This window comes from Paraburkholderia sp. J69-1 (assembly GCF_905220255.1).
Lineage (GTDB): Bacteria > Pseudomonadota > Gammaproteobacteria > Burkholderiales > Burkholderiaceae > Paraburkholderia.
This window is the reverse complement of sequence record NZ_CAJMZG010000009.1, coordinates 140,464-158,973: the sequence shown is the minus strand read 5'-3', so window position 1 is coordinate 158,973 and position 18,510 is coordinate 140,464. Positions and strand designations below refer to the sequence as shown.

Annotated in this window: 13 protein-coding genes; 3 read left to right on the top strand and 10 right to left on the bottom strand. The window is 61.3% G+C overall.

Annotation, left to right across the window (positions count from 1 at the left end; translation table 11 throughout):
• Window positions 1-19 precede the first annotated feature (19 nt).
• The 3 genes from U5A67_RS18075 to U5A67_RS18065 all read right to left on the bottom strand — a co-directional run bounded on the left by U5A67_RS18075 (window position 20) and on the right by U5A67_RS18065 (window position 4,559).
• The gene (locus U5A67_RS18075) at window positions 20-1,264 is read right to left on the bottom strand and encodes a sarcosine oxidase subunit beta family protein (RefSeq protein WP_321815550.1); all 1,245 of its coding nucleotides are present in this window, start codon (window positions 1,262-1,264) and stop codon (window positions 20-22) included.
• A gap of 28 nt (window positions 1,265-1,292) precedes the next feature.
• Entirely contained in the window at window positions 1,293-2,678 is a 1,386-nt protein-coding gene (locus U5A67_RS18070; RefSeq protein WP_205980737.1) for an L-serine ammonia-lyase, read from the bottom strand.
• A gap of 741 nt (window positions 2,679-3,419) precedes the next feature.
• Window positions 3,420-4,559 (bottom strand): porin, encoded by a 1,140-nt coding sequence (locus U5A67_RS18065; RefSeq protein ID WP_415767867.1) that lies wholly within the window; start codon window positions 4,557-4,559, stop codon window positions 3,420-3,422.
• A 270-nt stretch (window positions 4,560-4,829) separates the two neighbouring features.
• Here U5A67_RS18065 and betI point away from each other — a divergent pair, with 270 nt between their 5' ends.
• The 3 genes from betI to betA are packed head-to-tail and all read left to right on the top strand — an operon-like array spanning window position 4,830 to window position 8,688.
• Window positions 4,830-5,441: a transcriptional regulator BetI gene (betI, locus tag U5A67_RS18060; RefSeq protein WP_205980734.1), complete on the top strand. Its 612-nt coding sequence runs from the start codon at window positions 4,830-4,832 to the stop codon at window positions 5,439-5,441.
• A 17-nt stretch (window positions 5,442-5,458) separates the two neighbouring features.
• The gene (gene betB / locus U5A67_RS18055) at window positions 5,459-6,940 is read left to right on the top strand and encodes a betaine-aldehyde dehydrogenase (protein ID WP_321815549.1); all 1,482 of its coding nucleotides are present in this window, start codon (window positions 5,459-5,461) and stop codon (window positions 6,938-6,940) included.
• A 26-nt stretch (window positions 6,941-6,966) separates the two neighbouring features.
• A complete protein-coding gene (gene betA / locus U5A67_RS18050; protein ID WP_321815548.1) occupies window positions 6,967-8,688 on the top strand; it encodes a choline dehydrogenase in 1,722 nt (573 codons plus the stop codon).
• A 78-nt stretch (window positions 8,689-8,766) separates the two neighbouring features.
• Here the strand turns inward: betA and U5A67_RS18045 are convergent, their stop codons facing one another.
• The 7 genes from U5A67_RS18045 to U5A67_RS18015 all read right to left on the bottom strand — a co-directional run bounded on the left by U5A67_RS18045 (window position 8,767) and on the right by U5A67_RS18015 (window position 18,473).
• Complete coding sequence (locus tag U5A67_RS18045) at window positions 8,767-9,552, bottom strand: FkbM family methyltransferase (RefSeq protein WP_321815547.1); 786 nt, start codon at window positions 9,550-9,552, stop codon at window positions 8,767-8,769.
• Window positions 9,553-9,796: 244 nt separating this feature from the next.
• The gene (locus U5A67_RS18040) at window positions 9,797-11,446 is read right to left on the bottom strand and encodes an APC family permease (protein ID WP_415767866.1); all 1,650 of its coding nucleotides are present in this window, start codon (window positions 11,444-11,446) and stop codon (window positions 9,797-9,799) included.
• 178 nt (window positions 11,447-11,624) lie between these two features.
• Window positions 11,625-12,551 carry a choline ABC transporter substrate-binding protein gene (locus tag U5A67_RS18035; protein ID WP_205981066.1) on the bottom strand — a complete coding sequence of 309 codons (927 nt, stop codon included), beginning with the start codon at window positions 12,549-12,551 and terminating at the stop codon, window positions 11,625-11,627.
• 281 nt (window positions 12,552-12,832) lie between these two features.
• Entirely contained in the window at window positions 12,833-13,267 is a 435-nt protein-coding gene (locus U5A67_RS18030) for a phosphate-starvation-inducible protein PsiE (RefSeq protein WP_205980727.1), read from the bottom strand.
• 771 nt (window positions 13,268-14,038) lie between these two features.
• Complete coding sequence (locus U5A67_RS18025; RefSeq protein ID WP_321815546.1) at window positions 14,039-16,153, bottom strand: HlyD family efflux transporter periplasmic adaptor subunit; 2,115 nt, start codon at window positions 16,151-16,153, stop codon at window positions 14,039-14,041.
• A gap of 18 nt (window positions 16,154-16,171) precedes the next feature.
• On the bottom strand, window positions 16,172-17,689 hold the full coding sequence (locus tag U5A67_RS18020) for an efflux RND transporter periplasmic adaptor subunit (protein WP_321815545.1): 1,518 nt from the start codon (window positions 17,687-17,689) through the stop codon (window positions 16,172-16,174).
• Between the two features lie 4 nt (window positions 17,690-17,693).
• Window positions 17,694-18,473 (bottom strand): efflux RND transporter periplasmic adaptor subunit, encoded by a 780-nt coding sequence (locus U5A67_RS18015; RefSeq protein WP_321815718.1) that lies wholly within the window; start codon window positions 18,471-18,473, stop codon window positions 17,694-17,696.
• Window positions 18,474-18,510 lie beyond the last annotated feature (37 nt).

Below are 18,510 nucleotides of genomic sequence, written 5' to 3'. Positions count from 1 at the left end.
CTTTCAAGCCCGTGGATGATTAGTGCGCAACGGCAGCAGCGCCGTGTTCGTCGATCAGATGGCCGGTATAGAAACGGTCCAGCGAAAACGGTGCATTCAGCGGATGCGGTTCGTCGTTGGCGATCGTATGCGCGAAGACCCAACCCGAACCTGGCGTGGCCTTGAAACCACCCGTGCCCCAACCGCAATTGAAATAGAGACCCTTCACATCGGTTTTGCTGATGATCGGGCAGGCATCCGGCGAGACATCGACAATGCCGCCCCACTGCCGGTTCATGCGCACGCGCGAGAACACCGGGAACATTTCGACGATGGCCTGCAGCGTGCCTTCGATCACATTGAAACTGCCGCGCTGACCAAAACCCGTGTATTGATCGACGCCCGCGCCAATCACCAGATCGCCCTTATCGGACTGGCTGATATAGGCGTGCACGGCGTTCGACATAATGACCGTATTGACGACCGGCTTGATCGGCTCGGACACCAGCGCCTGCAGCGGATGGCTTTCGAGCGGCAGACGCACGCCGGCCATATCGGCGAGCGTGGTGGTATTGCCTGCGGCCACCACGGCGACCTTCTTCGCCTTGATAAAACCCTTTACCGTATCCACGCCCGTGACACGCGCGCCGTCGCGGCGAATACCGGTCACCTGGCAATTCTGGATGATGTCGACACCCAGACGATCGGCGCCGCGCGCGAAGCCCCAGGCCACGGCGTCATGGCGCGCCACGCCTGCGCGACGCTGGATCGACGCGCCCAGCACGGGATAACGGCTATTCAGATTGATGGTGGGCTCGATTTCCTTGATCTGCGCGGGCGTGAGAAATTCGGCATCGACGCCATTGAGTCGGTTCGCATTCACACGTCGTTCCGTATCGCGCACATCCTGCAGCGTGTGCGCGAGATTCAACACGCCGCGCTGGCTGAACATCACGTTGTAATTGAGGTCTTGCGCGAGACCTTCCCAGAGCTTCATGGCCTTTTCATAAAGGCCCGCCGATTCGTCCCACAGATAATTGGAACGCACGATGGTGGTATTGCGCGCCGTATTGCCGCCGCCGATCCAGCCTTTTTCGAGGATCGCGATGTTCTTGACACCGTGTTCCTTCGCGAGGTAATAAGCGGTCGCCAGACCGTGCCCGCCGCCACCGACGATCACCACGTCGTATTCCTTTTTCGGCTCGGGACTTTTCCATTGCCGCTCCCAGTTCTCGTGATACGACAACCCGTTGCGGAAGAGACTGAATATCGAATAGCGGCTCATTTCACGGTTCCCTCGTTGCGCATTTCCATTAGCATTCGATGACGTTCACGGCCAGGCCGCCGCGAGACGTTTCCTTGTATTTGGTTTTCATATCGGCGCCGGTTTCGCGCATGGTCTTGATGACGTTATCGAGCGTGACGTAGTGCTCGCCATTGCCCTTGAGCGCCATGCGCGAGGCGTTGAGCGCCTTGATCGCGCCCATTGCATTGCGTTCGATGCAGGGAATCTGCACGAGACCGCCCACGGGATCGCAGGTCATGCCCAGGTTGTGTTCCATGCCGATTTCAGCGGCGTTTTCCACCTGCGAGGGCGTGCCGCCCATCACCGCCGCGAGCGCCGCTGCCGCCATCGAACAGGCCACGCCCACTTCGCCCTGGCAACCCACTTCGGCACCTGAAATCGAGGCCGTTTCCTTATAGATGATGCCGATGGCCGCTGCCGTCAGCAGAAAATCGACGATGCCCTTATCGTTCGCGCCCGGCGTGAATTTCACGTAGTAATGGAGCACGGCGGGAATCACGCCGGCCGCGCCATTGGTGGGCGCCGTGACCACGCGGCCGCCTGCGGCGTTTTCCTCGTTGACGGCCATCGCATAGAGATTGACCCAGTCGAGCATCGAAAGCGGATCGCGCAGCGACTCTTCCGAACGTGCACGCAGATTCGCGCAGAGATCGGCGGCGCGGCGGCGCACCTGCATCGGGCCGGGCAGCTCGCCACGCATGCGGCAGCCGCGCTCCACACAGGCGGCCATGGTTTGCCAGATCGCCATAAGCCCTTCGCGCACGGCTTCCGGCGAACGCGAAACGCATTCGTTGGCGAACACGACTTCCGCGATCGAAAGACCGCTTTCGCGGCAAACGCGCAGCAGATCGTCGCCGGTGCGGAACGGCCAGGGCACCTCCTGCACGCCGCGCACGCCATTGACGCGATCGCCCTCGCGATTCACGACGAAACCGCCGCCTACCGAGTAATACTCCTTCTCCACCAGCAACTGGCCTTGTTCATCGAAAGCCTGAAAGCGCATGCCGTTCGAGTGCAGCGTATTGGTGCCGCCGAGCGTCTTGCGAAAGAAACCGATGCACTCGCGCTCCTCGAAGCGGATCTCCTGCTTGCCGAGCAGCATCAGCGACTTGTCGCGACGGATCTCGGCGAGGCGCGGCTCGATGCTGTCCGGGTCGATGCTATGGGGCAGATGGCCTTCGAGGCCGAGCAGGACGGCCTTATCGGTGCCGTGGCCCTTGCCGGTCGCGCCGAGCGAACCGTATAGCTCCACTTTGACGCGGCGCACGAAGCCGAGCAGATTGGCGTCTTCGATATGCGAAGCGAAGCGGCAGGCGGCAATCATCGGACCAACCGTGTGCGAGCTCGACGGACCGATGCCGATCTTGAACAGGTCGAAGACGCTGACGTTCATCTGACTTCCCTGAGTTCGGTGGGGCCGCTTGCGCGGCGATGGGAGCAGTAGATCAAAATCTGGGTGGGGGGTGATAGAACAAAAGCGGCATGGGATTAGGATGGGGTCGCCAGTTGGGGGGCGACTAGAGGGTTGGTGCGGGTTGGCGATGGTTTTTGGCGGAAAAACTATGGGTGGTGCGGTGCAGCATTTTTTTGGTTTTTTTGGAGGTTGGCATTTCCTTGTTTTCGTGTCGGTCTATTAGCGTCGCCCCTGTGCGGGGCGGCACCTACTTTCTTTGCGGCGGCAAAGAAAGTAGGCAAAGAAAGCCGCTCACACCGCCAGAATGACGCAGTCCACAAACAGCCTTTAAAGGGGAAAGGTATAGGGGCGTCCGTCACCTCGCACCTTCAAAGGTAGTGACAAAGCCGTCATTCATCCCGTTGCTCGCTGCGCGCGCAACGGTTGGGTTTGCCGGTGAAACCAGCAAACCTTCGGTTTGCGTTATGCCCCTCGGGGCGCGCAGCGCCCCCGGGTGGGCGGGCGCCTTGTCACTTAGTGGTAGGGTGCAAGGGACCGGATGCTCCTATACCTTTCCCCCTAAAAGGCTGTTTGCCAACTGCGTCACACTGGCGGTGTGAGCGGCTTTCTTTTGCCTACTTTTCTTTGCCGCTGCAAAGAAAAGTAGGTGCCGCCCCGCACAGGGGCGACGCTAATAGACCGACACGAATTCAAGGAAATGCCAAAACAAAAGAAACCCGATCAGAACGAATGCCTCATCCCAATACGCACATCGGCCTGCGTAGTAGTGGAAGAAGGCGTAAAGCTATACCCAATCACAGCATCGACCCCTTGCGAAGCCTTAAGCCAGTCGCCAGAAAGATAAACATCGGTATTCTTGGAAAGCAGATAATGCAACCCAGCCGAGATTTGATTCCAGTGATGCCCATCGAAGTGAGTGTACTGATACCCGCCAATAGCACTAAAAGCCGGCGTAACCTGCCAGTTAGCGCCGCCTTCGGCCACGAGCATATGTTCGCTGTCCCCGAACGCCTTGATCTGCGTATAAGTGAAGTCTCCAGAAAGCGTCACAGCGCCGATCGCATAGCTAGCCCCAATCCCAAACGTCCCCTGTTTATCAACAGGAAACGAATCGCTGGAATAAAGATCGGTAACCGCCCCCGAAGCATCCACGCTCACAGTAGGCCGCCCAAAAAAAGACCGCACACCAATCATGGCATAAGGATCGAACGCATAAATCCCTGAAGGATTATTCAACTGCGTATACGCGGTCCCCATAGCAAAATCGCCATGCTGATACTGCGCTCCCACGCTCCACGCGCTACCCGTATGGAAATCCCCTGGCGTATTGCTGAATGAATACATACCGCCGAACTGGAACCCACCATAGGTATTCGACATGAACTTGATCGAATTAGGCAGATGATCCCCATTCATGCGGTCGAAGTCGCCCTGATTGATCGCATAGCCGCTCGCCCACGCGGTGATATTGAACAGATAAACAAACTCCTGCGTCATATCGATCTGGTTACCGAGCGTAAGCGTTCCCCAATCGCTTTGCAGTCCCACATAAGCAGCACGCCCAAATAGCGATCCACCGTTCGCCAGTTGCCCGTTGCCCAGGTGAAAACCGCTTTCCAGTTCGAACACCGCTTTCAGTCCGCCGCCCAGGTCTTCCGTGCCCTTTAAGCCAAAACGGTTCGCATAGGAAATACCGTCGTCGAATTTGACCTGATGCGAGCCGCCAGCGTTGTTCACCCACGTCACACCCGCGTCGATAATGCCGTAGAGGGTCACGCTGCTCTGCGCATGGCTCGCGTTCGACATCAGCATCGTCGCCAGCGCAATGGCACTCAAGGCCGCCGTATTCGTTATTTTCATGGTGTCGGTCTCTCCAGACTCGCACTACGGTTGAAAGGCCGCATGCTGCAAGCAGCGCACGGACCTGCAAAACGTATAAGTCCAAATCTCCCGCCACTTGCGCTCAAACGACGCCCGCCAGGCTTGATGCGACATGACGGCCCAGGATCATCGCGAATCCGTCAAGCAGCTTCGAAAATACGTCATACAGGACCCATCCCGTTTTTTATTGATTGATCGTTCAATAAAAAAAACTTAAAGTTAAGCCCTTCACGATGCACCAGGAATGCCATGCCCAAGATCGGAATGCGCGAAATTCGCCGCGCCCAGCTTATCGATGCCACTCTGGAGTCGATCGATCAGTCGGGTCTGTCCGGCACGACGCTTGCTACCGTGGCGCAGCGCGCGCGCATTTCCACGGGCATCGTCAGCCACTATTTCGGCGGCAAGGATGCGCTGCTCGAAGCCACCATGCGCCATGTGCTGCGCGATCTCGGTGCGGCTGCGCAACGCCGGCTCAAGGCTGCGCGGCCGCAGGCACGGGCGCGTTTGCGCGCGATCGTCGCGGCGAATTTCGACGTTTCGCAGGTTAGCGGCCCCGTGATGAAGACCTGGCTCGCGTTCTGGGCCGAGAGCATGCATGTGCCCGCGCTGCGGCGGCTGCAACACGTCAATACGCGGCGGCTGTATTCGAATCTCTGTGTGGAGTTCGGCCGCGCACTGCCGCACGCGGCCTCGCGCCGCGCCGCCAGCGGGCTTGCCGCCATGATCGACGGTCTGTGGCTGCGTGGCGCCACCACCGGCGAGCCGTTCGATACAAAGGCCGCGCTGCGCCTTGCCAACGACTACATCGACCTTCTGCTGGAAGCGCACGCCCGCCCGCGTGCGGCCCAGCGCGCCTGAACTGGAGCGACATTCGCATGACCACTCGCACGACTGCTTTCGGCCCCGAACGCCTCTTTATCGACGGCCAGTACGCCGACGCCACCAGCGGCGAAACCTTCGAAACGCACGACCCCGCCACCGGCGAACTGCTCGCCATCGTGCAGCAAGCCAGCGCGGCCGATGTCGAGCGCGCCGTGCAATCCGCACGCGCGGGCCAGCGCGTCTGGGCCGCCATGACCGCCATGCAGCGCTCGCGCATCCTGCGCCGCGCCGTCGAATTGCTGCGCGAGCGCAACGACGAACTCGCCGAGCTCGAAATGCGCGATACCGGCAAGCCCATCGCGGAAACGCGTAGCGTCGATATCGTCACGGGCGCCGACGTGATCGAGTATTACGCGGGCCTCGTGCCCGCACTCGAAGGCCAGCAGATTCCGCTGCGCGAAAGCTCGTTCGTCTACACGCGGCGCGAACCGCTGGGCGTGACGGCCGGTATCGGCGCGTGGAATTACCCGCTGCAGATCGCCTGCTGGAAATCCGCGCCTGCACTCGCAGCCGGCAACGCAATGATCTTCAAGCCCAGCGAAATCACTCCGCTTTCTGCCTCGCGTCTCGCGCAGATCTATATCGAAGCGGGTGTGCCGCCTGGTGTATTCAACGTCGTACAGGGCAATGCACGCGTGGGCGCGCTGCTGAGCACGCATCCCGCCATCGAGAAAATTTCGTTCACGGGCGGCGTGGAAACGGGCAAGAAAGTGATGGCGGCCGCGGGCGCATCGTCGCTCAAGGAAGTGACGATGGAACTGGGCGGCAAGTCACCGCTGATCGTTTTCGACGATGCCGATCTCGATCGCGCCGCCGATATCGCCGTCACCGCCAACTTCTTCAGCGCGGGCCAGGTCTGCACCAACGGCACGCGTGTATTCGTGCATCGCGCCGTGCGCGAGGCCTTCGAAGCACGCGTCATCGAGCGCGTGGCGGGCATTCGCGTGGGTCAGCCCAGCGACCCCGCCACCAACTTCGGGCCGCTTGCCAGTGCGGCGCAACTCGAAAAAGTGCTGCGCTATATCGAGAGCGGCAAGCGCGAAGGAGCGCGGTTGCTCGCAGGCGGTGCACGTCGGATCGAAGGCGACTTCGCGCGCGGCCAGTTCGTGCAGCCCACGGTCTTTACCGATTGCCGCGACGACATGCAGATCGTACGCGAGGAGATTTTCGGCCCGGTCATGAGCATTCTCGTATTCGATGAGGAAAGCGAAGTAATCGATCGAGCGAACGATACGCTCTACGGTCTGGCCGCTGGCGTCGTGACGGAAAACCTGGCGCGCGCGCATCGCGCGATTCATCGTCTGGAAGCGGGTATTTGCTGGATCAATACGTGGGGCGAGTCGCCCGCCGAAATGCCGGTGGGCGGCTACAAGCAATCGGGCGTGGGACGCGAAAACGGCCTCACCACGCTCGAGCACTACACGCGCATCAAATCCGTTCAGGTCGAGCTGGGACCGTATCAGCCCGTCTTTTAAAAAGCGCCGCAGAGAGGGAACCGCATATGGCCTCGCAGGAGTACGACTACATCATCATCGGCGCGGGATCGGCGGGCAATGTGCTCGCCACGCGCCTCACCGAAGATCCAGACGTCAAGGTGCTGTTGCTGGAAGCGGGCGGCCCCGACTATCGCTTCGACTTTCGCACACAGATGCCCGCTGCGCTCGCCTATCCTTTGCAGGGGCGGCGCTATAACTGGGCCTACGAAACCGACCCCGAGCCGCATATGGACAACCGCCGCATGGAATGCGGGCGTGGCAAGGGCCTGGGCGGATCGTCGTTGATCAACGGCATGTGCTATATCCGCGGCAATGCACTCGATTACGACGGTTGGGCCGCTATCGAAGGTCTGCAAAACTGGAGCTATCTGGACTGTCTGCCGTATTTCCGCAAAGCGGAAACGCGCGATGTGGGCGCGAACGATTATCACGGCGGCGAAGGTCCCGTGCATGTGACGACCAGCAAGCCCGGCGTGAATCCGCTGTTCGAAGCGATGATCGAAGCGGGCGTCGAAGCGGGCTATCCGCGCACCGACGATCTCAACGGCTATCGTCAGGAAGGCTTCGGCCCCATGGATCGCACGGTGACGGCGAAAGGCCGGCGCGCCAGCACGGCGCGCGGCTATCTCGATCAGGCGCGCCATCGGCCGAATCTGGACATCGTCACGCATGCCGTGACCGATCGCATTCTCTTTAGCGGCAAGCGTGCGCGCGGCGTGGTGTTCATGGACGGCCCCGCGCGCGTCACACGTCATGCGCGACGCGAAGTGCTGCTCTGTGCAGGCGCGATTGCGTCGCCGCAGATCCTGCAGCGCTCGGGCGTGGGTCCGGGCGAGTGGCTGCGCGAACTCGACATTCCCGTCGTGCTCGATCTGCCGGGCGTGGGCCGCAATCTTCAGGACCACCTGGAAATGTACATGCAGTACGAGTGCAAGGAGCCGGTCTCGCTCTACCCTGCATTGAAACTGCGCAATCAACCCGCTATCGGCCTTGAATGGATGTTGCGCGGCACCGGCATCGGCGCGAGCAATCACTTCGAAGCGGGTGGCTTTATCCGCACACGCGACGACGATCCGTGGCCGAATATCCAGTATCACTTTCTGCCGGTCGCCATCAATTACAACGGCAGCAATGCAATCGAAATGCACGGCTTCCAGGCGCACGTGGGATCGATGCGCTCGCCCAGTCGCGGCCGTGTGAAACTGCGTTCGCGTGATCCGCGCCAGCATCCGTCGATTCTTTTCAACTATATGGCCGAGCCGCTCGACTGGCGCGAATTCCGCGACGCCATTCGCATTACGCGCGAGATCATTGCGCAGCCTGCGCTCGATCGCTTCCGCGGGCGCGAATTAAATCCCGGCGCGGATCTGAAAACCGATGCGCAGATCGACGCTTTCGTGCGCAGCCGCGCTGAAACGGCTTATCACCCTTCCTGCTCGTGCCCGATGGGTTACGACAATATGGCGGTGGTGGATGCCGAAGGCCGCGTGCATGGTATCGACGGTCTGCGCGTGGTGGATGCGTCGATCATGCCGCTGATCACCACGGGCAATCTGAATGCGCCGACCATCATGATGGCCGAGAAAATCGCCGATCGTATTCGCGGGCGCGCCGCGCTTGCGCGGGTGGAAACGCCTTACTACGTCGCCAACGGTGCGCCTGCGCGCGGCGGCGTGGTGCCGCAGAATCCAGTGGCGAAACGCAACGGTCAGCCGGCGACAGTCTGAAACTCGCGCCAACAAAAAAAGCCCCGGCTCTGTCTGTCACGCAGAACCGGGGCTGCGCGTATTCGAACACGCGGCCGCTTAAGGCATGAGTTTTGTCAGACCGGCTATTTGCACAACCGAATCCTCCTTCGGTGTTGCAATCCAGTCCAGCGCACTGAATACGAAAATATCGTAGCCGAAGTCCCAGATCGCTTTAGCCAACATGAGCGGATCGTTCTTTCCATATTCGATATAGATTGGCGGACGGAATGTATCGATGATTTTGCTGGCTCCGCGCAGCACGTCGATCTCCATCCCTTCCACGTCGATCTTCATGAAGTCCACGCGCGGCAAATTCAGGCTATCGAGCGTAATGATGGGAACGGTCTCTTCAGCGGCATCCCATTGCGGCGCTTGCCCGATGAATTCCTTTTGCTGCCCATTGCCAAACTCAATACCGCTAAAGCTGGAAGGTATCGAATAATCAATACGCGGCACCTTGAGTTTGCCCTGTTGCGCACCAACGGCCGCGAGATGGCAATGCACATTCTGGAAATTGTTCATTGCCACATTGCCCGCCAGCATCTGGAACAAAATCCGCTGCGGCTCGAACGTGTGCACGATACCGCGCTTCGATTCGCATGCCCGCGCGAACTCCAGCGTATGCACACCGATATTCGCGCCCACATCGAGCACCACGCACTCCGGCGGCAATACCTCGACGATCTCGCGCATCAAGCCAATCTCGCGCGGGTCATAGCCGCCTTCTTCCAGCAGCGCCACGCCGGTTCCAAACGCAAAAGACGCCTCGTTACGGTTGACCAGCATGAGACCATGCGGCGTGGGCACCAGCACATTGTTCAATTTCTTCAATTCGACCTCCATTTTCCGCATTTATTGTTTCTATTCGACGGCACGCATTAACGATTTCGCTGTACTGCTTATCGATATCGGAACGGGTACAGGAAAAGGCCGTTGAGTATAGGTGCGGGAAAACAGAGGGCGTCTGACGTGGCGCAGAGAAAGCGAAAATTACCAGCCAATGCATAAAATAAAAAAGCGAGTTCGACGATCCGTCAGAACTCGCAGAGGTCACCCCAACTCAAGCGCTACGCGCCAACCACTCGACTTAACCCACCCTCGCCGCGAAATAATGCGAAGCGGCAATTGTCGCTGCGGCCAGCGCGAGCGCACCATACGGCGCCAGCGACTTCCAGCGGCTGCGCACCGTCACCGCCAGTTCCATATCGTGCGCGCTGCCAGCCGGAAAGCGGCCGCGATCCTGCCAGTAATGGCGATAGGCAAACACCGGCACGATCAGCAGCACCGCAAAAAGCCCATCGCGCAAGGTGTTTTCGCCTTGCAGATTCGCGCCTGCGCCCACGAACACGAGATTCGCGTAGCCGCACACCGCACCGGCTACGAGCAGCCAGGTCGGGCAACGAAACGGCCGATGCCACGACGGACGGTCCATGCGATGAATCCAGCCTGACTGCAGATTCAGGAACACGAACAGCATGTAGCAGACGTTCGAGATCGACAGCACCGTCATGTAATCGGACATCGCCAGCAAGACGAGATTGAAACCAAGGTCCGTCCACATCGCCGCAGTGGGCGCGCCATGCTCGTTCACGCGCGACAGATAACGCGGCAGCCAGCCATCGACCGAAGCTTGATACAGCGTGCGCGACGAACCCATCATCGACGTCATCACGATCAGCAGGATCGACAGCATCAACATGACGACCATCACATTGCCGACCCATGCGCCGCCGCCGACGATAGACGCCATCGCCGTGCCCACGCCCGTACCGTCGCCGATACGCGGGTCCAGCATTGCCTGCGTGCCGAGCGCCCCCTGAAACGCGAGCGGCACGAGCGTCATCACCACGAGACACAAGGCGCCCGACCAGAAGATTGCGCGCGCCGTATCGCGGCGCGGGTCGCGGAATTCGCGCGTATAGCAGACTGCGGTTTCGAAGCCATAAGAAGCCCAGCCCGCCATGAACATTGCGCCCAGCGCCATCACCACGCCCTGCCCGTTCCATGCGCCGAAAAGCGATGCGGTGAGATTGCCGCGTGCATCGTGACCCAGCGGCAGCAGCGGAAACAGATGAGTCGCCGGCACATCGCCGGTCACGAACGGACCGATGCCGACGATCAGCAGCGGCGTAAGCGATGCAATGCCAAGAATCTTCTGCGTGCGCGCCGCTTTCGAAGCGCCGCTATGTTGCAGACGGAACGTGATCAGCAAGAACGCGGCGGCAATCAGAAACGTCGCGTTGATACGCAAGGTCAGACCGTGTTGAATAAAGCCGAGATTCGCAATCGTCCAGTGCCACTGACGCACGGTGGCTTCGGGCGGAAACAGCGTGGCCAGCGCGTAATTCGCCGCGAGTCCACAACCGAGCGCGAGCATGGGCGACCAGGCAAGCCAGTTGCACCACACGGAAACGGGCGCCACCATCTTGCTGTAACGCACCCAGCCAATCGCGCCATACACCGAAGCGCCACCCGACTTATGCGGGAAAAGGCCTGAAATTTCGGCGTAAGTCGCGCTCTGGATCAGGCCCATCGTAATCGACGCGATCCAGATCGCCCATGCGGGCTGACCGATGGTCGCGCATACGCCGCCTAGCGTGAATAGCACGCCTGCGGGCACGCCGCTTGTGACCCAGAAGGCGTCTTTCCAGGTGAGTCCGCGCCGCAAACCCGAACCGGGGCTTTCGCTTGCGCGTCCCTGCTCTGCACTGCCTGCTCCTATTCCAGCCTGCTCCATCTATCTCCTCCTTTGTTCAACGCTAATCGAACAAAATTACCGGGCCTATCGGGATTTCCGGCGTAGCGCGGCGCATACACCGGAAATCCGCAGACAAATGGCGTGACTTCGCACACCTCATGCCCGCTGCCATTCGAAGCCTTATTCAAAGCCTTATTCAAAGTCTTGAATCACGACATCAATGCGTGCCCAGATAGGCACGCACGGCGGGCAATCCCGGCTTGCCGTCGAAGGTCGTCACGCCAGCGAGCCATTTGTCGAGCATCTGCGGATTGCTCTTGAGCCAGGCCGCGGCGGCCTTATCCGGGTCTTCCTTATTCATGATCGGCACCATCAGATGGTTTTCGATCGACGTCGTGAACTGGAGATTGGAAACGAACTTCGAAACGTTCGGACAACGCGCGCTATAGTCGGGCGGCACGGCCGTGAGCACGCGCGCCTCGCCATAATTCGGGCCGAACACGGCATCGCCGCCCGTGAGATAGTCGATCTTCATCTGCACGTTCATCGGATGCGGTTCCCAGCCGAGGAACACGATCCATTGCTTGTCGCGAATCGCGCGATTGACCTGCACGAGCATGCCCGCCTCGCTCGATTCGACGAGCTTGAATTTGCCCAGGCCATATTGATTGCCGCTGATCATTTTCTGGATCAACGCATTGCCATCGTTACCCGGTTCGATGCCGTAGATATGGCCTTGCAGCTTGTCCGCGAACTTCGCGATGTCCTGGAACGAATGCAGACCGCCCTGATAGACATAATCGGGCACGGCCAGCGTGTATTTGGCGCCGGTGAGATTGGGCGTATTGAGCACCTTGATCGTACCGGCCTTGACGAACGGCTCGATGATCGGGTCCATGGTCGGCGACCAGTAGCCGAGGAACACATCGATCTGCTTCGACTTGAGGCCGGCGAAGGTGATGGGCACGGAAGCGAGCGTGGTCGTGGGCGCGTAGCCCAGGCCCGCGAGAATGGTCGAGGCCAGCCCGGTGGTCGCGGCAATATCGGTCCAGCCGACATCCGCGAAACGCACGCTCCTGCACATGGCCGGATCGGCCGCGAAGGCGCTGGAGCCTGCGAGCGCCGCCAGCACGGCGGCGCACATCGGGACTTTCCTGAATCGTGCCATTTCTTCTTCTCCTCGGGTTTCATCGGGGTCGATCGATGCTTAATCGTCGCGCGGCAATAAGCGCGCGAACGTAGCAAACGCGACGACGACTTGCGCTGAAACGACAAGTCATGAAACGGAGCATGAAAGAAGCGGGAAGGCTTCGAAAGGCTGTGGTACGGGTTACGGAACGCTGACGGTTCCGCTTGCTTTTCGTATGGGGCTGGAGAGGCCGCGCGTGGCTGTGCGCGGCCTGTGATGCGGAGGGTTTGAAGCGCTTACTTGGTATCTTCGGCCTTTTGTTCGACCGGTTCGCTGGGGTATTTGAACTGGCCGTAGCGAATCATGAGCACGCCTAGTGCGATCAGCACGATCGCGCCTGCCGATGCCAGCAGGTGAAGTTCGGTATTCATACCGGCGCGCAGGATCAGGTCTCGTGCGATCGATACCATCGCGATGTAGAGCGGAAAGCGTACGGGCAGCTGGCCGGCTTTGAGGTATTGGCCGACCATCGCGAACACTTCCAGGTAGAGGAACATCAGCAGCAGATCGGTCAGCGATACGCCGTCCGAATTCACCATGCGGTAGATGAGGTGGACCATTGCGGCCACTGTGCCGATTCCGATGATGAACAGGCCGAATAGTTCGGCAAGCTCCATCGCGCGTTCGAGGCGCACTTTGATCGCTTTTTGTAGCGCGTGTTCGTATTTCATATTCCCTGGGTTCCTTCGATTCAATCCGGTCAGACGGGTGGGTTTTATCGTAGCTTGGGAATGTGAATGTTGGGGTGGGTGGGGGAATGTTGTTGTAAGGATGGGACGGGGGGGTTGGTGGTTTCTTTTTAGGGTTTTTGGTGTGGTGGAATGTGGTTGGTGCTTTTTTGTTTTTGTTTTTGCATTTCTTTTTTGCTTTGGCATTTCCTTGTTTTCGTGTCGGTCTATTAGCGTCGCCCCTGTGCGGGGCGGCACCTACTTTTCTTTGCAGCGGCAAAGAAAAGTAGGCAAAAGAAAGCCGCTACAAACGCCAGAATGACGCAGTCCACAAACAGCCTTACGCGGGGAATGGTATAGGGGCGTCTGCCATCTCGCACCTTCAAACTGAGTGACAAAGCCGTCATTCATCCCGTTGCTCGCTGCGCGTGCAACGGCCGGGTATGCGTGGGAAACCCCTGAAATTCAAGCGTTTTTGTGAATCCAGCAAACCTTCGGTTTGCGTTTTCGTTATGCCCCTCGGGGCGCGCAGCGTCCCCGGGTGGGCGGGCGCCTTGTCACTTAGTGGTAGGGTGCGAGGGATCGGATGCTCCTATACCTTTCCCCCTGAACGGCGGTTTGTGGACTGCGTCACACTGGCGGTGTGAGCGGCTTTCTTTTGCCTACTTTTCTTTGCCGCTGCAAAGAAAAGTAGGTGCCGCCCCGCACAGGGGCGACGCTAATAGACCGACACGAATTCAAGGAAATGCCAAAGAAAAAGAAAACAAAAAAAGCTCAAAAACCCACTTCCCTCTGCAACACCGCGACAACAAACCGCACCCCACTCCCCATCAAACTCTCGCGCCCGGCCCCAAGAAAAACAGTCCCCTCCACATCCCTGGCAACCCCAACCGCCCCATCACACTTCCCAAACCGCACCTGCCAGGTCGCCTGCAAAGGCACAACACGATGGGTTTTAGCGTCCTGCTCAGCCGGAATCGGCCCCCCATAAACGCTAGCCACAGAAAGCTCATCCAGAGTCGCCAGATTAACCTTATCGACTGCTTCGACAACACAGCGCCTGGAAGCCATCTCAGCCACCCCAGCCACAAACACAGCCTTCTGCCCGGCCTTGAGCCGCCCCACATCGTTCTCGCCAACAAACGCGTCACCCTTAACGCCAACCGGCGCAATCACATCATAGACACGCTCCCCACGCGCAAGCCACGCCCCGGTCACCGGCGGGTCGCCCGCCTCCTGCACCGTCCCATCAAAAGGCGCCCGCAGCGTCAACTGCGCTATCTCCGCCTGCAATCCCGCCACCGTCTGCCGCGCCGCATCCCACCGCCGCGCCAGCGCCGTCCCCTGCTGCTGCAAGCGCTCATCAAAAGGCTGCTGCGCCACTTCCCAACGCAATTGCGCTTCATCGGCCTGCGCGGCCTTGAGCTTGTAATCGAGGTCCGGCGAGACCAGCACCGCCAGCGTATCGCCCGCATGCACGCTCGCACCGTCACGCACCGGCGGCACAGCCGCATCCAGATAGCCAGCCTCGACCGTATACACGCCCTGCGCGCGCTGCGGCCCCAACACAGCGGGCGCGCTCACGCCCGCGTGCCACGGCAGCACGAAAAAGCCCAACAGCAGCGCGCCGATCAACGCACTGCGCAAAGTCTCGCGACGCCAATGCAGTTCCGTACGCCGCCGCCACGTGGCCGCCGCTTCGCGCCACACCGGCCGCACGATAAACCAGCCGAATTCCACGCAAAACAGCACCATGCCCAGCAGTTTGAAAAACGCGTGATACACCACCAGCGCAATCGACATAAAGACGATCAGCCGGTACAGCCACGTCGCAAACGAAAAGCCGATCAAAAAGCGCCGCCGCGACGCCGTGCACGGTTCAGGCTGCGGATCGCCGAATCCGAACAGCCATTCGCGCAGCCACCAGCGCCCCAGCGCAAAAGCGCGGTCATGCAGGTTCGGCATGTCGAGCCAGTCGGACAGCAGAAAATAGCCATCGAAACGCATGAATGGGCTCGCGTTGATCGCAAGCGTGGCAATCCATGTGGTGGTGGCGAGCAGGAATGCACCCGCACGCAACGAGCCGTCGGGCAGCACGCTCCATGCGAGCGTAGCGACCGCCGCCAGCGCGATTTCGCTGAGCATGCCGGCCGCGCCAATCCATAAGCGATGCTGTCGCTGCGGCACTTTCCACGCTTCGGTGGTATCCGTGTACAGCACCGGCACCATCACGAGCAACGCAACGCCCATCGTCGGGACGCGACAGCCGTAGCGCTGCGCCGTATAAGCATGGGCGAATTCGTGCAGCACTTTCGCGCAGCCCAAAGCAACGCCCACGCCGATCAAGCCGCGCCAATCCGCGTAATTGTGGAAGGTATGCAGGAATTCGTCCCAGCGGCGCGAGGCGAGAAACAGGCCGATCAGCGCGCACGCCGCCACCGCCAGCCAGAATGCAGGCCGGTAGGCAAAGGCCGCATAACGCGCGGTACGGCGCAAAAACGACATCGGATGCCAGAGCGGCACGCGAATCATCAGATAGTGCTTGAGCAGCCACATCGCGCTCGTGCTGCGCTGGGCGTCGGCGTGTTGCTGCAGGCGCGCGGTGTCCTGTGCGTGGGTGGCGATCAGCAGGTTCTGCTGGCGCAGCATGCGCAGCAGCATCTCCATATCGTCGAGCGTTACCGTGAGCGTGGTCTCGCGATTCACGCTCTCGACAATCGCGCGCGGGTCGTCGAGCGGCCAACGCGCGAGCAGTTCGAATGCAGGCCAGCCAATCTGGAAGAAGCGGTTCGCGGCCGGATCATGGAGCATCCACGTCGGCGCGCCTTCAGGCGTGGACGCGCCGCGCGTGAGCGTCAGCTCCTGGCGTAAGGGAGGAAGTCGGGGCATGTTGCGAAGTGCCTGGCGTCACCAGCCAAGCCATTGGCGCGCCAGCGCCAGCGGGCGGCGAAGCACGTAGTAGATCGCCGGCACCCACGATCCGTGGATGCGCGCCGTGCCCATCGCGCCAAGCGGTGCATTCGCCTCGCCCGCCGCGAAACTCGCGCGCACGCGATAGGCCAGCACGCCTTCGGGCGTCGGTTCGGCACGATAGGCGATCGAGTCGATGTGCGCGTCGTAGCTCGCCAGCGGCGAACTCTTCGGGTAAAGCGTGAGCGTCGCGCCCGGCTTCACGTCGATGTTATCGGCGACGGGCAGCCAAGCGGTCAGTTCCACATGCGACGGATCGGCGATCAGCAGAATACGCTCGCCTACGGCCACCGCCTTGCCGGTCCATTCGTTCGGATCGCTAAATACTGCAACGCCCGCGCGCGACGCGCTCACCTTCACGCGCGCGAGTTGCTGCGCGGTGTAGTCGAGCGTCACCTGGCTCTGGTCGAGCTTGCCCTTGCGCTCGGCCATATCGAGTCGCGTGCGGTCGTCGGTGACGGCAAGCTGGGCGGTCTGGCGAAACTCTTCCTGCGCCGTGTCGAAGTCCTTGCGCGCGACCGCGTAGCGCGATTGCAGCGTGGTGGCGTCGAGTCCGAGCAGCGGCGTGCCGCGCTGCACCGGCTGGTTCGGCTGCACGTAAAGCCTGTCGATCACGCCGTCCAGCGGTGCACGCACCACGAACGGGTCCTTCGGCGTGACTTCGGCGGGCGCGAGCACGGTCAGGCGCAGCGGGATCATGCAGGCCAGCGCGAGCCCGATCAGCACGCGGCGCTGCGTGCGCCCCGGCTTGAGCAACGCACGCGCGCGTTCGAGCCACGAGGCGCGCGGCGCGAACGCATCGAGCGCATGACTCCAGACCAGGCCCAGTTCTTCGAGCAGCGCGCAATCGGTCGCGCTCCACGCGTCGTCGCGTGCGAGCACCACGCCGCCATGCGCGCGGCCATCGCGGCTCGTCAGCGGCAGCCACGCGCCGTGCGCGGGCCACCAGGCTTGCCATTCGTCGGCGACATGCGGGGCGTCGGCGCGCAGATCGTCGGCGGTAAAGGTCCGCACGTGCGGCCGCGCGGGCAGCACCGGCGCGGGCTGCCCTTCCACGCGTGCGGCGGCTTCGGCATCGGGCGCGGCAGGCGCCGTGCGCGCCAGCGCCTTGCAGAGCGCGCCCAGCCACTGCACGTAAGGTGCGTTGGCATCGCTTTGCGGCAAGCCCGACACCGCGGCAATCGCGCCCGGCGCACTGCCGCGCCACCACGCCGCCTGCCGGTACGGCAGCAGCGCAAGCGTTTCGTTGACGATGGTGAAGCCGAGCGTCGCCTCGCTGCTGGCCGCGCGTGCGCGCGCGCCCAGTTGCCAGAGCACCGCCAGCTGTTGGCCTTCGATGCGGACATGAGGCGCGCTGCTTTGCGCGCCGCGCTGTTCTCCGCGCTGTTCTCCGCTCGGTGCGTCGTTTTGCGCGGTATCCTGCCCTGCGCCGCTGGGCGTGCCCGACTCGCTCATGATTTCAGTGCGCCGGGAAAGTGGCCCAGCCGCTCATGCCGGGCAGCAGGTCAGCCGCGTTGGCGCTGAGCGCGGCCGTCACATCGACCGTCTGCGTCACCGGATCGACGCGCGCGCCAATCCGTGCCACCTTCGCCGGATAGGTCTTGCCGGTTTCATCGACTTGCACGCTCAACGGATGGCCGGGCTTGAGCCACATCAGCCACTTCGACGGCACGATCATCTTGAGTTCGAGATGGCTCGTATCGACGATCGTCAGCAGCGGCTTGCCCGCCTCGGCGAACTGCTGCGGCGCGGCGCTGCGCTTCGACACGCGGCCGTCGAACGGCGCGGATATCGTGCATTTGCGCACCGTCGCCTGCATATAGGCGACTTCGGCGGCGCTCGCCTTGTGTTTGGCTTCGGCCTGCTGCACTTCGAGTTCGCCCACCGAATGCAGCGCCACGAGCTTGCGGTTCACGTCGAGCAGATCGCGCGCGCCATCGGAATCGGCCTGGGCCTTGCGCAACTGCGCGCTGTAGAGCGAGCAATCGAGCGACACGAGCGTTTGCCCCGCGCGGAACGCGTCGCCGTCGCGGAACGGCAGCGCGGCGATCTTCGCCGAGATTTCGCTCGATACGTCCACCTGATCGCGCGACACCAGCTGAATGCGGATCTTGCCATCGCCTGCATCAGACGAAGCAGCCGATGCGGCCGGTGCTGCGATGGAAGGCGCCGCGGCGACTGGCGCAGCAGGCGCTGCACCCCAAGCCGACGATGCCGCGATCAACGCAACGCCCAGCATCAGCGCCACCGGTCGAACCCACTGCTGTATTGCACAC

Excerpts from the sequence above, each read along its gene's own strand:
- U5A67_RS18075 (WP_321815550.1), bottom strand. The coding sequence starts at position 1,264 with ATGAGCCGCTATTCGATATTCAGTCTCTTCCGCAACGGGTTGTCGTAT.
- U5A67_RS18070 (WP_205980737.1), bottom strand. The coding sequence starts at position 2,678 with ATGAACGTCAGCGTCTTCGACCTGTTCAAGATCGGCATCGGTCCGTCG.
- U5A67_RS18065 (WP_415767867.1), bottom strand. The coding sequence starts at position 4,559 with ATGAAAATAACGAATACGGCGGCCTTGAGTGCCATTGCGCTGGCGACG.
- betI (WP_205980734.1), top strand. The coding sequence starts at position 4,830 with ATGCCCAAGATCGGAATGCGCGAAATTCGCCGCGCCCAGCTTATCGAT.
- betB (WP_321815549.1), top strand. The coding sequence starts at position 5,459 with ATGACCACTCGCACGACTGCTTTCGGCCCCGAACGCCTCTTTATCGAC.
- betA (WP_321815548.1), top strand. The coding sequence starts at position 6,967 with ATGGCCTCGCAGGAGTACGACTACATCATCATCGGCGCGGGATCGGCG.
- U5A67_RS18045 (WP_321815547.1), bottom strand. The coding sequence starts at position 9,552 with ATGGAGGTCGAATTGAAGAAATTGAACAATGTGCTGGTGCCCACGCCG.
- U5A67_RS18040 (WP_415767866.1), bottom strand. The coding sequence starts at position 11,446 with ATGGAGCAGGCTGGAATAGGAGCAGGCAGTGCAGAGCAGGGACGCGCA.
- U5A67_RS18035 (WP_205981066.1), bottom strand. The coding sequence starts at position 12,551 with ATGTGCGCCGCCGTGCTGGCGGCGCTCGCAGGCTCCAGCGCCTTCGCG.
- U5A67_RS18030 (WP_205980727.1), bottom strand. The coding sequence starts at position 13,267 with ATGAAATACGAACACGCGCTACAAAAAGCGATCAAAGTGCGCCTCGAA.
- U5A67_RS18025 (WP_321815546.1), bottom strand. The coding sequence starts at position 16,153 with ATGCCCCGACTTCCTCCCTTACGCCAGGAGCTGACGCTCACGCGCGGC.
- U5A67_RS18020 (WP_321815545.1), bottom strand. The coding sequence starts at position 17,689 with ATGAGCGAGTCGGGCACGCCCAGCGGCGCAGGGCAGGATACCGCGCAA.
- U5A67_RS18015 (WP_321815718.1), bottom strand. The coding sequence starts at position 18,473 with ATGCTGGGCGTTGCGTTGATCGCGGCATCGTCGGCTTGGGGTGCAGCG.